At 57.5% G+C, this 14403-nt stretch carries 14 protein-coding genes; 7 read left to right on the forward strand and 7 right to left on the reverse strand.

All coding sequences use genetic code 11. The features are described from left to right. The first annotated feature begins 34 nt into the window (after positions 1 to 34). The 3 genes from XCC_RS08335 to XCC_RS08345 all read left to right on the forward strand — a co-directional run bounded on the left by XCC_RS08335 (position 35) and on the right by XCC_RS08345 (position 3379). Positions 35 to 1501 carry a site-specific integrase gene (locus tag XCC_RS08335; RefSeq protein WP_019237801.1) on the forward strand — a complete coding sequence of 489 codons (1467 nt, stop codon included), beginning with the start codon at positions 35 to 37 and terminating at the stop codon, positions 1499 to 1501. Positions 1502 to 1554: 53 nt separating this feature from the next. Next, positions 1555 to 2874 (forward strand): SidA/IucD/PvdA family monooxygenase, encoded by a 1320-nt coding sequence (locus XCC_RS08340; protein ID WP_228422600.1) that lies wholly within the window; start codon positions 1555 to 1557, stop codon positions 2872 to 2874. Positions 2875 to 2935: 61 nt separating this feature from the next. Next, complete coding sequence (locus tag XCC_RS08345; RefSeq protein ID WP_138922051.1) at positions 2936 to 3379, forward strand: hypothetical protein; 444 nt, start codon at positions 2936 to 2938, stop codon at positions 3377 to 3379. A gap of 257 nt (positions 3380 to 3636) precedes the next feature. Here the strand turns inward: XCC_RS08345 and XCC_RS08350 are convergent, their stop codons facing one another. From XCC_RS08350 to XCC_RS08375, 6 genes are all read right to left on the reverse strand, one after another. Continuing rightward, on the reverse strand, positions 3637 to 5601 hold the full coding sequence (locus tag XCC_RS08350; protein ID WP_194734323.1) for a DUF3732 domain-containing protein: 1965 nt from the start codon (positions 5599 to 5601) through the stop codon (positions 3637 to 3639). Continuing rightward, positions 5598 to 6128 (reverse strand): three component ABC system middle component, encoded by a 531-nt coding sequence (locus XCC_RS08355; RefSeq protein ID WP_138922050.1) that lies wholly within the window; start codon positions 6126 to 6128, stop codon positions 5598 to 5600. The genes XCC_RS08350 and XCC_RS08355 overlap by 4 nt, the downstream gene beginning before the upstream one ends. Further along, the gene (locus XCC_RS08360) at positions 6125 to 7261 is read right to left on the reverse strand and encodes an ABC-three component system protein (protein ID WP_228442195.1); all 1137 of its coding nucleotides are present in this window, start codon (positions 7259 to 7261) and stop codon (positions 6125 to 6127) included. The genes XCC_RS08355 and XCC_RS08360 overlap by 4 nt, the downstream gene beginning before the upstream one ends. A 317-nt stretch (positions 7262 to 7578) precedes the next feature. After that, positions 7579 to 7959 carry a hypothetical protein gene (locus tag XCC_RS08365; protein ID WP_029628985.1) on the reverse strand — a complete coding sequence of 127 codons (381 nt, stop codon included), beginning with the start codon at positions 7957 to 7959 and terminating at the stop codon, positions 7579 to 7581. Then, complete coding sequence (locus XCC_RS08370; protein WP_011036783.1) at positions 7956 to 8270, reverse strand: hypothetical protein; 315 nt, start codon at positions 8268 to 8270, stop codon at positions 7956 to 7958. The genes XCC_RS08365 and XCC_RS08370 overlap by 4 nt, the downstream gene beginning before the upstream one ends. A gap of 45 nt (positions 8271 to 8315) precedes the next feature. Beyond that, positions 8316 to 9077 (reverse strand): hypothetical protein, encoded by a 762-nt coding sequence (locus tag XCC_RS08375; protein WP_019237765.1) that lies wholly within the window; start codon positions 9075 to 9077, stop codon positions 8316 to 8318. Positions 9078 to 9128: 51 nt separating this feature from the next. Between XCC_RS08375 and XCC_RS08380 the strand changes: the two genes are divergently transcribed. The 4 genes from XCC_RS08380 (at position 9129) to XCC_RS08395 (ending at position 13116) form a co-directional block, all read left to right on the forward strand. Continuing rightward, on the forward strand, positions 9129 to 9530 hold the full coding sequence (locus tag XCC_RS08380) for a helix-turn-helix domain-containing protein (protein ID WP_228442197.1): 402 nt from the start codon (positions 9129 to 9131) through the stop codon (positions 9528 to 9530). 160 nt (positions 9531 to 9690) lie between these two features. Next, positions 9691 to 10764, forward strand: a complete 1074-nt coding sequence (locus tag XCC_RS08385) for a CHAT domain-containing protein (protein ID WP_019237766.1) — start codon at positions 9691 to 9693, stop codon at positions 10762 to 10764. Positions 10765 to 11060: 296 nt separating this feature from the next. Then, positions 11061 to 12169 (forward strand): IS3 family transposase gene (locus XCC_RS08390; protein WP_087942065.1). Its coding sequence is split into 2 segments (ribosomal slippage): positions 11061 to 11322 and positions 11322 to 12169, totalling 1110 coding nucleotides; the frame shifts between segments, so codons are not numbered across the junction. Between the two features lie 17 nt (positions 12170 to 12186). Further along, complete coding sequence (locus XCC_RS08395; RefSeq protein ID WP_019237763.1) at positions 12187 to 13116, forward strand: hypothetical protein; 930 nt, start codon at positions 12187 to 12189, stop codon at positions 13114 to 13116. A gap of 259 nt (positions 13117 to 13375) precedes the next feature. Here XCC_RS08395 and XCC_RS08400 read toward each other — a convergent pair whose 3' ends face one another. After that, positions 13376 to 14356 carry an IS5-like element IS1646 family transposase gene (locus XCC_RS08400; RefSeq protein ID WP_011035385.1) on the reverse strand — a complete coding sequence of 327 codons (981 nt, stop codon included), beginning with the start codon at positions 14354 to 14356 and terminating at the stop codon, positions 13376 to 13378. Positions 14357 to 14403 lie beyond the last annotated feature (47 nt).

The following is a 14403-nucleotide window of genomic DNA, read 5'->3' on the forward strand; positions in this document are numbered from 1 at the left end:
TTGGAGGCAGGAAGCATGCAGAGGAAACACTCGCATGCGCATCCCTCATCATTTGAGCCGTTCTCCGACCGGCCGCTGGTCGTTCGTCCAACGTGTGCCCGTCGATTTGCAAACCGTGATGGGCTGCCGGCTTATCAAACGCACCCTGCAAACGAAGGACTTGGCGCAGGCGCATGTGCGTGCAGTCGTGCTTGGGGCGGGCTATGCTCGGCTCTTCGCACAGTTGACGGATCAACGCGTGGACAAGCTGAGCAAGACGGACGCTGACCTCCTGATTGCGCGTCTGACGAGCGCAGAAAATCTTCAGGACCTGACGCTCAACCGCACCCGCCAGCCGGATGGCACGGTGACGGAGCAGTGGCAGATCGACAGCCCGAAGGACTTGAAGCTGTATCGGCAGCTCATGGAGTTGGAAGCGATGGCCGGTGCGGCCTTGCAGGCTCGGGCCCACCCGGTTGCCGTGCCAACCATGTTTGGCTCAACGCACGCTGGCCCAAGTAGGCAGTCATCTGCGCCGGCCATCGAGACGATGACGCTGGGCAAAGCCCGTGACGCCTTTCTGGCGACACTCAAGGGCTCGACGCTGCCCAAGACCTACACCATCAAGAAAACCGCCATTGAGGCGTTGGTGTCGTTTCTGGGACCGACAATGAAGGTCCATGCCATCACCCGGTCGGATTTGGCACGGTGGTATCAAGACATGCGCGAGAAGGGCGCTTCGACCCCGACCCTCACGAACAAGCAGTCGTATATCGGTGGGCGGGGAGGCTTTTTCGAATGGGCCATGGCGTCGGGCCATTACCCGAAGGGCGATAACCCGGCGAGCGGCCACGTGAGCTACTCCCAGCGCGAGAAGCGGGCCCGGAAGAAGCTGGGATTTAAAGCGTATGACCGTGCCCAGATCCAGGCGCTGTTCGCGCCTGAGGCGCTGGCCAAGCTATCAGAGTCGGCTCGCTGGGCCTCGTTCCTTGGGCTCTACACAGGTGCCAGGGCATCCGAAGTGGGGCAGCTTCTGGTCAAGGACGTGTTCGAAGAAGACGGCATCCCGTGCATTCGTATCTCTGACGAGGGCGAGCACCAGAAGGTCAAAACCGAGGTCAGCCTTCGGACGGTGCCGCTCCACCCCGAGCTCCTCAAGATGGGCTTCCTTGAGTGGGTTGGTGGCAAGCGCAAGGTCGGTGAAACGAGGCTATTCCCGGCGGCTAAAGCAACGGCGGTAAACGGGCAGGGCAACTGGATCACTAAGGCGTTTAGCAGGCACTTGGCCGAGGTTGGCAAAAACTGGGAGCCGGCAAAGCGTGGCTTCCACTCGCTCAGGAAGACCTTAATCCAAGAGCTGCAGGGCGCTGGCGTGGTGTCAGAGCTAAGGGCTCAAATAGTCGGCCATGAGCTGGACGACGAGCATCACTCAACCTACGGCAGGGATTTTACAGTAGTTGAAAAGCTCAGAGGTCTCGGGCCGCACTCGCCTGGAATTTCTCGCTTGTCCTTCTTCCAATAACTGGATTTTGCTAGTTGTTGGTGGAATAAATTTTTATTCTCAAATTCATTGAGATGTTTGCCAATATCAAGAGAGGGGGGGTAATTTTGAGCGGGAAAAAGATCGCGATCATTGGGGCGGGCGCGAAAGCCGCCGCAATAGCTGTCAGAGCTACAGCGCTAAATGAATCAAAACAATTTCACGAGGTGAGTGTTGATATATATGAAAAATTTCAGGTGGGATCAAGTTGGAATGGGCTCCATGGGTATACCGATGGGGAGCAGCCTCTGTGTACACCAATCGAACGAGATTTGGGCTACCCGTATACTCGGGCTCGCCAGAAGATTGGTGTATCCATTCATGAAAATTATTCCTGGTCGAGCTATCTGATTTCCAGAGCGGATAAAGCTTTTGTGGAGTGGGTAGATGGAGGTAGGCGGCCACCATCTCACGCACTTTTTGCCGAATATCTAACCTGGGCGATAAACAAGTCGGACGCAAACCTTATCTTAAAGGAGGTTATTGGACTTCAGCCGGTAAAAGGAAGGTGGCGGGTGAGGTGCAGGGCAGGATCTACAAATCGCCTCAGTAAAAATAGTTACGATAGCATCGTTGTTACAGGTCCCGGTCCTGCTAACCGGGTGAAGGCGCCTGGCGGAGTGGCGCGTGTGTTTGATGGTGAGAAGATGTGGATGGCACTGGATGAAGTTAGGTCGGCGCTGGAGGAGACTCGGCCGGGTCAAGACATGGAAGGAAAGATCGCCATATTAGGAGCGGGTGGAACTGCGGCAGCTATTCTCGCTTGGCTTGTGCGTAATGGTTGTAAGGATCGAGAAATAATCATAATTTCGCAGCAGCCTGCTTTCTACACAAGAGGTGATAGCGTATTCGAGAATAGGCTATTCAATGATGAGGACTCCTGGGCATCTCTGCCGCGTGAATCGCAAATCGAATTTGCCGACCGACTTAATCGAGGAGTGGTTTGGTCAACAGTGATGGACCAGGTGTCTGTAGCGCGCGGGGTGAAATTTGTATTCGGCAAGGCTGAGGAGGTTCTTGAGCGAGATGGTTCTTTGTTCGTAAATGTCGCAAGGTCGGACGGCCCGCCCATTGATGTTCCAGCAAACATAGTATTTGATGCCGTCGGCTTCAATGGCGTTTGGTGGCTGGATTTAATAGAGGACGATGAGATTCGTGCCGCTAACGGTAATGAATTAAAAAAGCTCCTGCAGGCTTCAATACTCCCTAGTCTTATGCTTGACGGTCCTGACTGGAAGTTGCCCCCTCTCTACGCTCCAATGCTTGCGAGCACTATCGGACCTGGATTTCAGAGCTTGATGTCACTTGGAGGCCTAGCCCATAGGATCTTAGAGGGTCATTTGACAGAGCTGTAGTTGAAGCGTATACATATGTATGGGTCTTTCAATGGGGTGGTATATGTCAAGTAGTGGATCAGTGGTAGATAAAAATATGGTGCTGCGTACGATATACATTAACCCTGCTTTGGATGATTGGCTTAAGCAGGAGGCATTCTCGTCTAGAACAAGCAAGAACGATTTGCTGCGCCAGTATATTGAGATGGGAATACTGGCGGCAGCACAGACGGATGCTTCTAGCCCGAGGAAGTATGCTGAGGTATTGGATATAGTTAAGGATTCTAACGCTGCTAAAGTGCTCGCAAAGCTAACTAAGCAAGTGGCTACTTCAAAGAAGTCTGGTCAGTCCGCGACTAAAATTTTACATTATACCGGTGGCTATACGGCTTCCGTATTTGGCGGCGCAAAGAGGGCGGCGGTAAAAAAGGCAACGGCAAAAAAGGCTGTTAAAAGAGTTGCCAAGAAAGCTGTAAAGAAGGTTGCTGCAAAGAGGGCAGGCGCGCGCAGGGCTGCAACTGCTTAATTAATTTAATACTGGGCGGCTCGTGGTGACACAGGTCTCTCGTGACATGCCCACGTCCGCGTCCAAAAATAATGTGAGAGAGCTCTCAAGCTGGCGCCGTCAGACTGGACCGGCCCGATGACAAATCCGAAACGTCCAAAAAAGAGCGGGGCGCCCGATGACCACCAGAAGAGCCGGTGCCGAGGCGTCACGGGCATGCGGACTAGCGGCAATGAGGGGGCTCCTTTTGCCGGACAGCTGGCCCAGGTGCCGCGCCGCTACACTTCGGACTCAGGCGGGGCGGTCACGGAATCATCAGCCCAGTCCATTGGCACTAGCGCCTTCCCGTTTCGCCAGCGCTCCACGACTAGATCCTGATACCACGGCTCCTGAATGTCTGCGTGTTCCGTGATGATGACCTGCATGCGTGGAGACAGGTCCTGGACGACGTTAACAATCAGCCGGAAGATGCGAATCACGGCCAGGCGATCCTCATCCTCCTCGCCCACTTGGTTGACATCACGACCTTTTTCCGCCGGGAAGTAGACCTGTGACGGCTGGTCTAGGATCAGGAACCGCGGCACAGGACGTTCCCTGCGAACGAAAAATTCGTGTAAGGCAAGGAAGGCGATAAGATGGCAGCCGAGCCAAGTCTCACCGCTACCCATTCGGCTCATGGGCACGGCACCGTCTTCCGTGTCGGCGACGACGATGAGCTTCTTCGGCTCAAGCCGGAAGGGGATTCCGGCGTGCTCCAGTTCTAAGAACGTCGCCCAGCGGGTCATCAGCGCTGCCACCCGGCTCATGGCCGAGGCGATACGCTCGCGAACGCTTTCGTCGCTGAGCTGCAACTCCAGTTCACTAATCTGCCCAGAGAGAGCCTCGATAGTCTGGCGGAGCTGTTCGTTGTCTTTAGCGGTCGGGAGCGATTCCAATGTGAGGCTGATCCTACCCAACACATGTGCACGGCGAGAGGTGACCTCCCGCATCGACTGAAGCCGGGAGTCGGAGGCGCGCACGGCTTCAAGCGCAGCCCAGTTGCTTTTTAGAGATTCCTTGATGCCATCGAGTTCCTTGCCTTTCTCCGAAATCAACGTGTCCAGACCCGGGGTGTGTCGACGGACGTTCTGGAGCTGTGTCCTCAATGACACGAGTTCTGCGCGCAGGTCCTTGGCAGATGGGACTGTCTCCGTCAGGGCATGGCTGCAAAGCGGACAGGTATGCTCGTCCTCATCGATGAGAATGATGCTCTCCAGTCGAGATACCTGTTCCGCAGATTCTTTGGCGAAATTGCTGCCGTCCGTGCGCAGGCCCGACATTGACTGCAACTCATCGTTGACCAGATGAAGGCGGACACGCAACTCGGATCTCGTTGCAGTGAGCTGACTTAAGGCCAGTTGGTCAACCTCGGTCTCCGCGCGTGCGAGCTGGTCTTCAAACGGCGCAGTGGAAGCGACGCGCAAGGATTCCAGCATGTCCTGATAGCTTGCCCCTGAAGAGTCCGCGTCAATAAGTCCGGCCGACTTGGCTTCAGCTACCAGACCGTCGATTCGAGCCTCGCTGCTCAGCGACAGCGATCGGGAAAGTTCGGACTCCCTTAGTCGAAGCTCACGGCGCAGGGAGCGAAGTTTGGCCGATAGCTCCACGTGGTCGTGGTCCATCGCACCAATAAAATAGGAAAACGTGTCCTTGATCCCCTGAGCGACGAAGTGATCGCCTTGCCCGTGGAACAGAAACCCAGGTTGGGAAATTTCCGTTTGCTTCTGGAAAACGTAGGCCAAAGCATGTCGGATGCTGGCCGACAGTGGGGCCCTAGTATGGCCCTCCGGCGGCACGTGTCGATGGGAGCCGATTCCAGTTGCCAGCTCGATACGTGCCATGACAGCGTCGATGTTGGTCGTAACCGACAGTTGTTCATAGCTGGGAACTGCGAGGATGCTGCCGGTAATGTAATAGGCGTCCCCGGTTGTCGTTTTCCCCTTGTCAGGCGCACGACGTGCCACGAAGTGTTCCTCCGTGCCATCGGTCAGTCGAAGACCATACCAGTGGATGGTTTTGGCCATTATGCCGTGGGGTATTTCGCACGTCCCGCTGCCCAAACAATAATCGACGATGGTGATTAGCGACGATTTTCCTGTGCCGGACTCGCCGGTGATAATGTTCACCTGACCTGGCTTCAGCGAAATGATTCGAGGTTTTCGGCCTGCATGGTAGATAACGATGTCGAGGATCTGGATGCTCATGGTCGCACGCCCCACAGGGCCATAACGGTGGTGTAATCGCCAGCGGCCGCGAACCAGCGACCAGTGAAGTGGGCTTTCTGTATGCAGTCGGCCACTTCAGGTGTGGCGAAGTCGCGATAATACTTGTTGATCTTGCGCACATTTAATTCTGGAACAAGCCTATGCCCATCCATAGAAATCATTCTGCTCGACGCTGCGACCGCAATTGACTGCCGGACAAGTGGAGCGATGGCCTTAGCCCGATCGGCAAATCCAACCAAGGCAGATGGATGGACGCTCAGCCAAGCTGCCAAGCTAGTGCTGATGGCTCGGGGAAGGGCTTCACGCGTCACTTTTTGTAAGACCGTCGGCAAAGCAACAAATGCCAATGCATAGGGGAGACCGCTGCCGTCGCTTTCTTCTTCGTATCCTTTTGCGGCACTGTAGATCAATGCTCCCAAGAACGCAGGGTTGAGTAGGCGGACTTGTTCCTGCGGCTGACGACGCCATAGAGGCTCAATGAGCCTCGGTTCACGGTGGACGGTCATGCCGCGACTCCTGGAATTGCGAGGAGGTGTCGGAGTCTGGCTTCAAATTCTGGGTGCCAGCCAATGCGCAACTCATTGGCCATCATGTGCAAGGATCCGCGACAGATGCTGGGGTGGTCGACGTTCTTCCGGATAGGAAGGCACGCGGATTCCACCCACTTGAAAACCGCGCGTGCCATTTTTTGTTGCTCTTCCTCTGCTGCCCCAGGGCCAAGATCGTCCAGTGCCTGGGCAAACGAAATTTCCCATTCTTCGTGGAGCGTGCGCTCGTATTTTTCTAAGTCACCCACCAGTATCAAGTGCTCCCGCACCCAGCGAGACCGCTGCTCAAAGGCCCGGTAGTAGTCTCTGACCGCAGCAAGAACACGCGAGTGGTGAGCCCCTGTCAACCTTGCTTGGTGCACAAACAACTCGCTCTCGTAGCTGGAAATCTCTACCTCATGCTCAAATATGTCGTCATCGACGGGTAGAGCGCTGACCAGTTGGTGACGAAGGTCGTCCATCTGCGCCTGCAGGGCAGAGCAGCGCAACGGCTCTTTGGATTTCCCAACCAAGTGCCTCAAGCATTGAGTGAACCACCATCCCTCCAAGCGACTGACGAAAGACTCCACATGATCCCGTCGAACAGTGAAGCGGACCTCGTGTCGAATGTCCTCACCCACCTGTTCAATGTTGGGTTGATTGGGCGCAATGACGACGGAGGCAACGAGAGCCTTTTGTTCTTCTGAACTCAATGCTTTGAAAGCGGTGTAAGCGGCGGCGTTTTCAACGTTTACCGATGTTTGTGCAACGTTTCGCAGGGCCGTGAGCGCAGCATCCTCATCGCGATTCATTGCTAGAAGCTTGCTGGCAATCGAACCCTTGCCCACCATTTGTGTAGTGATGAGCACCAAGCGATCAAGTGGCGTGACGGTCCCAGACTTCCTCCCTTCGATCCATACGCGCAGCGACTTCCAGATGTCCGGAGAGGCATCGGTAAGATTCGCTTGCGCGTTGGAGTGGTGCTTGAGCTGAAAAAGCTCAAGAGGCGTCCCGGTCTTTTCAAAGACGACGTCGTCCAGCGTCTCCAAGAAGATCGAGAAATCGTCGTCGTCTGCGGGGTTGATGCGGCGCAAGGCGGTCAGAAGCGCCATGCGGATCTGATAGAGGTATCCCAGCGCTGAGTCGCCAGCGCCAAACGCAGTGTTCGTCCCTGCAGTCGACCCCGTCATCGGTCCCCCATTCCTTGGCTATTAATTACGTCCTGCCAGTCTGAGCGACAGAGCGTGGATCGCATCCTCGCACGAATGTGACATGGGGCCAACGCTGGAGCGAAAGGAGGATTGTCCGGCTAATTGGGGATAGCTTCTTGAGGAGCGGCGGCCTCAACAGCGACGCAATACCGGCAATCCATGGAGCAAAAAGAAAGCCCGGAGTGCCGCGCTTTCTTGATGCAGATGCCCCATTGGGATCAGCGGGTCAGCTGAAGCCACAACACCAGCAGCACCATGGGGAGTCCGCTGAGCACCGAGCTGCCCCAGAAAGCCCCCATCACGGTCAGCGGGGTCATCACCCACCACTGCCACCAGCTGAAGCCACGATCGCGCTGGCGGGCCATGTGAGCCTCGAAAGCGTAGAGGCGCTCTGCTTTTCGCAAACCTCGCCGAGCCATGAGCGGCCCAACGATAAAGCCGAATGGGCCCAAGAAGAGCAGGCTGAGCGAGAACCACCAGAAGAATCGGTTGTGCGGGGTGGTCACCTTTTTAGGGGCAGCGCGCATGACGACGTCTTCGCGGAAGCCGCCCACAGCGCCGGCTGAAGTTCCCACCATCGAATCGGGTTGGGTTTTCATTTGGCGTAGGCCCTCCAGGTGCCGTCGCTCTTGGCGTAGCGCAGGTTCTTGCTCACGGGGATGGGCACTTGCCGGCCTCCGATGTCGATCGCCACCTTGCCCCTCGTGTCGCAGCGATAGCCGTCGACGCCCTCCGCCTCAACGCAGCCGGTGAGCTCGAAATTCTGAACGTCGGTGACTTGGCCGGCGCCGCTGTCTTGAAGCAACCGGACAAAGGCCTCTTTGGCATTGTCAGACGAAGGCTTGCCGCCGCAGGCGGTCAGGCCCAGGGCCATGGTCAACGCGACCAGGCCGATCCTTGCGTGTTTCATGTCTGTCCTTTGAGAGCGAGAGGGATTGGGAAGTAGGAGGCCGGGTTACTTGTCGCGGTTCCCGTCGGGCTTGAACCCCGCTATCCACATCCGTGTGTCCTTGAAGGGCGTCAGCAAGCCGCTGGGTCCTGGGTGCAGGTCGGCGATCTGGATAAAGCCGGCTACCCAAGCGATGCGCAGCGACACGTCCACGGCCCGGTCAGCGACGCCAGGCCGGCTCACATTGACCACGAACGGCTGAGCCGGCGGGTTGGGGCCCGTAGACCGCTGAGCGCCCGTGTTGGGCTTGCTGGGCGGCACGCGAATGCCGTTGAGGACATCCCGGCCTTTCCAAAGAGCCGACGTGTTGAGCTCGGCCGTCTCACCCAGGTCATCGGTCTCCGTTACGGCGGCATCGAAGCAGGTCCGGAAGGTCTCGACGCTCGACACGTTCGGGCTGGTCCAGATGCGCGCTTCAGCCGTCCAGCAGGGCAGGGATGCACCCCACTCGGTAAAGGTCAACGCGACTCGGGGCCAGTCCAACTTCCCGAGCTGGGCCTGCTGGTGGTTGTCAGTCTTGAAGAGGTTGGGCAGCCTTCCGGCGCCGCTGGTGGGCGCGTAGATCGAGCCAGTTCCCTGGCTGCCGGCCTTGGTGCCGGCGTTCGGCTTGAGGCCGACCATCTGCTTGCCCGTGTCGGCCAAGCCCTTGCCGAGCTGACGAAAGAAGCCGGTCTTTTGTTCCGGCACGTCTTGAGCGTGGGCAGTGAACGGCGAGATGAGCGTCAACGCCAAGAGCGCAGCGAACGCTCCTTGTCCTGTGTGCTTCATACGAAAAGCCCCTGTAGACCGCCGGTCTGGCAGCATTTACGATAATCGCAGATGAGTCGCCCGCTTCCAAGCGGCACACTGAGGAAATTCAGCTTTCGTGCAATCTTCTCGATGCCCAAACCTAAGACACCGGCCACGGTCTATGGCACGCGTCTGCGCCATGCGCGGATGGCCATGGGCTGGACACAAGCCGAGCTGGCGGAGCGCATTGGGATGGTGGACTCGGTGTCGGGAGCCACGCGCGTGAGCCGCTACGAGACGGGGCAACATGACCCGGACCCTGCGACGGCTGAGGCACTAGCGAAGGCGTTGAAGCTGCCTGTGGCCTATTTCCACGCAACGTCAGACGTGCTGGCCGACATCATCTTGATTGTGTCGCGGTTGCCCGTCGCGAAGCAGAAGGAGGCCTTGGAGCGACTCAAGGATCTTGCAGGCAAGCACTCCGGCGAATAACGGAGATAGTTGAGCCTGTGATGACCGATGCTTGGCCGAATCTCAGGCAATGAGATAGTCCAAGCCTAGGATTAGGAATAAGGGATATTGCCGCACCGGACACCAACGGGTGTTCCGACTTGGTGCGAGCACTGCCTCTAACCTGCATCGAGGAAATCCAATGTCAGTCGACCAGCGCCGTAGGGATGTCGAAAGACATCAAAAGGAAATAGCCCGGCTCCAGACCGAAAAATCTCGAGAAGAGACCAAGGCCGTTGGGGAGAAGAAGAAGGCGTTCGATGCGTCGGCGGCCGCAACTCGGACAAAGTCTGTTTCCACACAGCAGTCGAAGCTGCGCGAGGCCCAGCGCTACGAAGGCAATGCCGTCGCAATTCAAAAGAAGATAGCTGACCTTGAGACGAAGATAGCCCGGGAGCATGAGCGATTAGGAAATGCCAACCGGCAGCTTTCCGCAGCGCAAGTTCAGGAGCAAAAGAAGCAAGTCCAGGAGGACAAGAAAAGAGATGCTGAGCGTAAGCGGGCAATGGCCGCGAGCGCGCAAGAGCTCTCTAGGGTCCAAGGCCGTCTTACGCACCACGACCATTTACACCGAAGCACTGAGGCTACTTTGCAGCGGTTACAGGAGTTGCCAGAGCTGTTAACGGTGCTGTTCCTGGCCTCCAATCCCATTGACCAACAGCAGCTTCGGCTTGACGAGGAGGCCAGGTCCATCCACGAAATGGTGCGGAAGTCCGAACACCGTGATGTGGTGAAATTGGAGTCCAGGTGGGCGGTCCAGCCGTTGGACGTGCTTCAGGCCATCAACGAATGCAGGCCGGGCGTTGTGCACTTCAGCGGTCATGGATCGGAAGAAGATGACATCTTGTTCCAAGACAGCGTTGGCCGGTCCAAGCTGGTCAGTAAGGAAGCCATCGTGCAAACGATGATGGCGGGGTCTGGCGATATCCAGCTTGTCTTCTTCAACACTTGTTTTTCCCATGGCCAAGCCGCTGCGATCGTGGAGCATGTGCCCTGCGCGATTGGGATGAATACGTCCATCGGCGATCAGGCCGCTCGCGTTTTCGCCGCCCAGTTTTATTCGGCGGTAGGGTTTGGGCTATCGGTAGCGGGGGCGTTTGAGCAGGCTAGGGCGGCCCTGATGCTTGAATGGATTCCTGAGGCGCATACGCCCGAACTCTTCGCTGGGCCCGGAGTGGATCCATCCCAAGTGTTTCTGGTCAGGCCCCCGGGTTAAAACTACGTCCCAAGCGCAGGGGCGGGTCCCATAAATCCTACTTGGCTCTTCAGAGATGGATAGCTACCCCAGCCGCTCCGCTCACGACCTCAACAGCGGGCCACGCGGGATGCTACGTTTGTTTAAGAATCCGACGTGCGCGCCGATAGGGACAGTGCCTGCTGATGCGTGAGGACAAGGACGTGAGGAAGACGCTTATATTTGGAAACGGGCTAGGAATGGTGTCGACTCCCCGTAAAATTGATCCATCCATAACTAGAGGTCTCCGGGCACACTAGCCACCAAGGAGACCACCAATGCGCAAGAGCAAGTTCACCGAGAGCCAGATCGTCGCCACGCTGAAGCAGGTCGAGGGCGGTCGCCAGGTCAAGGATGTCTGTCGCGAGCTGGGCATTTCCGATGCGACGTACTACGTCTGGAAGTCCAAGTACGGCGGCATGGAGGCCGCTGACGTGCAACGCCTCCGCGACCTGGAGACTGAGCACAACAAGCTCAAACGTATGTACGCCGATCTCGCGATGGAAAACCATGCATTGAAGGATGTCATCGCAAAAAAGCTGTAGACCCGGCGCATAAGCGCCCGCTTCTTGCCTGGCTCATCGAGCAGCATGGCTGGAGCGAGCGCCGGGCTTGTGCGGTGGTTGGCGTGGCTCGCTCGACAGCACGTTATCGGCGCCGTCCCGATCGGGATGAGGAGGTTATTGCGCTGTTGTCCGAGTTGGCCGAGCGTTTTCCCGAGCGCGGATTTGGAAAGCTTTTTCAGATCATCCGTCGTCGCGGACATCTGTGGAATCACAAGAGGGTCTGGCGCGTGTACTGCTTGATGAAACTCAATCAACGTCGCCGCAGCAAGCGCCGGGTACCGACGCGTCATCCACAGCCGCTGGCATGCGGTGATCGACCCAACGCTGGATGGTCGATCGATTTCATGTCTGATGCGCTATGGGATGGTCGACGGTTCCGCACGTTCAATGTCATCGACGATTTCAGTCGGGAAGCCTTGGCCATCGATGTGGACCTGAATCTTCCGGCTGCCCGCGTCATCCGCACGTTGGAACGTATCGCAGCTTGGCGCGGCTATCCGAACAAGCTGCGTTTGGACAATGGCCCGGAATTTGTTGCATTGGCCTTGGCCGAGTGGGCTGAGCGCAAGGGTATCGCGTTGGATTTCATCGAGCCGGGGCGTCCGATGCAGAACGGTTTTATCGAACGCTTCAACGGCAGCTACCGGCGTGGCGTATTGGATATGCACATATTCCGCACGCTGAGCGAGGTCCGCGAACAGACCGAACAGTGGCTGGCCGACTACAACCAACAAATACCGCACGACAGCCTGGGCGGGCTAACGCCCGCCGAGTTCCGTGAGCAACATCAACCGCAGACCTCTAGCTTTATCTGGCATTGAATTGCGGGGAGTCGACATTGGCTCTTGACCCAACCCTGTTCTCGCTCGACGAGGCGATCGGACGGGCATGGGAAGGCGAAGGGATCTTTGATGCAGAGACGCGGGCCTTGGTTCGCTGCTGCCTAATGGATGATGGCGATACAGAGCGACCTCACGGAGAGGGCGACCTAGACGCGCTTCAACTGGTGGTCTCGTCATGTGACTTCTTGGATCGGATGAGTCAAGGCGGTGCACATTGGCTCAGCGACCATGGGCAAAGATTTCCTGCCGCAGTGCGCAAGTTTCTTTATCAGACGGCACTCCAGTTCCACCGGAGGGATGTGCTCCTTCCGCTAGAGTTCGCTCAGCCGCTGGCCGCCTTTCTTCATGAGACCCACTCGCACGTCGCGACCCTTAACTACGACAACCTGCTGTATCAGCGAATGATTGAGGCGCATGTCCTCAGCGGATACGACGGCGCGTTGGTTGACGGTATGCTGGGACGTGGCTTCTCGCCGGAGAACCTGGAGCGGAAATGGGGGCGAACTTTCGGCTACTACCTTCATCTACATGGTTCCCCACTGTTCATCGACCAGGACGACATCGTCCGAAAGTTGCAGCAGGGAGAGCTTGGTGGAGACGATGATGTAGTTGGCTCCCACATCGTGCTGACTCATGTCAAACACAAGCCCACGGTCATCGCCGCATCAGCGCTCTTGCAGAGCTATTGGCAGCACCTGGAGTCGGCCTTGGAGGAGTCCAACGAGGTCATATTGTTTGGCTATTCCGGACTGGATACCCATCTCAATGAGCTGTTGGAGCGACGGTCACCGGAACGCATCCGCGTGGTGGAATGGGATGGTTCCGGTGAACAGGCAAAAAGAGAGGTCTTTTGGAAAAAAGCGCTAGGCAAGGAAACAGCTGTCACGCGAATGGAGAGCATCCTGGCGTTCGCCGATTGGGGCTGAGAGGTATGTCCAAAGTCGGCGTGAATGCCTAGGCGGCGGTGGCGCTGGCCGCGCGCTGCGAGCCGGAGGGTTGCAACCTCTTGCAAATCTAGCCTTCCCTCATAGTGATTTTCTTGGATCAAATTGTGGGTCCACATCCACTAGGGATGGTCTGATCAACGGCGTCGGAGGATGAGCCCAACTACATCGGCCAGGCTGACGGCGCTCAGATCCTCGATTTTTTTGCCGTTTCCGGCGCGTTTGCAGGGTGTTGCCTGCGTTACAGGCGCACGCTCCCCATAGCAGGCAATAACTGCTTTCGCTTCATCCACAGGTTTGACAGCGCAAACAGCGTCAGCACCTGCGCGGTGTTCTTCGCCAGGCCGCGATAGCGGACCTTGGTGTAACCGAACTGGCGCTTGATCACCCGGAACGGATGCTCCACCTTCGCACGCACGCTGGCCTTGAAGTGTTCCCAGCGCTGTTCCCGAGCACGCTCCCGCTTGTTGCCGATGGCTTGAAGCACCGAACGCTTGGCAGCAATGAAAAATGCAGCCTCGCAGTCCTGCAGTTCTTCGCGCTTATCCGCACCGGTGTAGCCGCTGTCGCCAAACACGCTGTCTTCTTTGCCATGCAGCAATGCGTGCGTCACCGTGACATCGGCGACGTTGGCGGCTGTGCAATGGACGTGGTGCACCAACCCGGAAAATTCATCCACGCCGATGTGCGCCTTCATCCCGAAATACCACTGATTGCCCTTCTTGGTCTGATGCATCTCAGGGTCGCGCGCATGGTCGGCGTTCTTGGTCGAACTGGGCGCCGCGATCAGCGTCGCATCGACGATCGTGCCCGACCGCAGGCTCTGGCCCTTGCGCGCCAGATGCGCGTTGACCGCTTCCAGCATCCGCGCGGCAAGGCCATGGGTCTCCAGCAGGCGGCGAAAGTTGAGAATCGTGGTCTCGTCCGGAACGTTGTCCAAGCCACCGAGCTGGGCAAAGCGCCGCAAGGTCGGGATCTCGTGCAGTGCTTCTTCCATCGCCGGATCGCTCAACGCATACCACTGCTGCAGCAGATGAATCCGCAACATCGTCGCCAGTGCGTACGGCTGCCGACCTGGCCGCCCCGAGACCGGATAGTGCGGCGCGACCAGCCCGAGCAGTTGCTGCCACGGGACGACCTGCTCCATCTCGGCCAGAAAGATCTCCCGGCGCGTCTGCTTGCGCTTGCCCAGGCCCTCAGCGTCACCGAACGTCAGTTGCATGGATCACCCCTCAACATCAGGCGGGTAGTGTCGCGTATCTGTGGTGC

It is taken from the genome of Xanthomonas campestris pv. campestris str. ATCC 33913 (assembly GCF_000007145.1).
GTDB lineage: Bacteria > Pseudomonadota > Gammaproteobacteria > Xanthomonadales > Xanthomonadaceae > Xanthomonas > Xanthomonas campestris.

Excerpts from the sequence above, each read along its gene's own strand:
- XCC_RS08335 (WP_019237801.1), top strand. The coding sequence starts at position 35 with ATGCGCATCCCTCATCATTTGAGCCGTTCTCCGACCGGCCGCTGGTCG.
- XCC_RS08340 (WP_228422600.1), top strand. The coding sequence starts at position 1,555 with ATGTTTGCCAATATCAAGAGAGGGGGGGTAATTTTGAGCGGGAAAAAG.
- XCC_RS08350 (WP_194734323.1), bottom strand. The coding sequence starts at position 5,601 with ATGAGCATCCAGATCCTCGACATCGTTATCTACCATGCAGGCCGAAAA.
- XCC_RS08355 (WP_138922050.1), bottom strand. The coding sequence starts at position 6,128 with ATGACCGTCCACCGTGAACCGAGGCTCATTGAGCCTCTATGGCGTCGT.
- XCC_RS08360 (WP_228442195.1), bottom strand. The coding sequence starts at position 7,261 with ATGGCGCTTCTGACCGCCTTGCGCCGCATCAACCCCGCAGACGACGAC.
- XCC_RS08365 (WP_029628985.1), bottom strand. The coding sequence starts at position 7,959 with ATGAAAACCCAACCCGATTCGATGGTGGGAACTTCAGCCGGCGCTGTG.
- XCC_RS08370 (WP_011036783.1), bottom strand. The coding sequence starts at position 8,270 with ATGAAACACGCAAGGATCGGCCTGGTCGCGTTGACCATGGCCCTGGGC.
- XCC_RS08375 (WP_019237765.1), bottom strand. The coding sequence starts at position 9,077 with ATGAAGCACACAGGACAAGGAGCGTTCGCTGCGCTCTTGGCGTTGACG.
- XCC_RS08380 (WP_228442197.1), top strand. The coding sequence starts at position 9,129 with ATGAGTCGCCCGCTTCCAAGCGGCACACTGAGGAAATTCAGCTTTCGT.
- XCC_RS08385 (WP_019237766.1), top strand. The coding sequence starts at position 9,691 with ATGTCAGTCGACCAGCGCCGTAGGGATGTCGAAAGACATCAAAAGGAA.
- XCC_RS08400 (WP_011035385.1), bottom strand. The coding sequence starts at position 14,356 with ATGCAACTGACGTTCGGTGACGCTGAGGGCCTGGGCAAGCGCAAGCAG.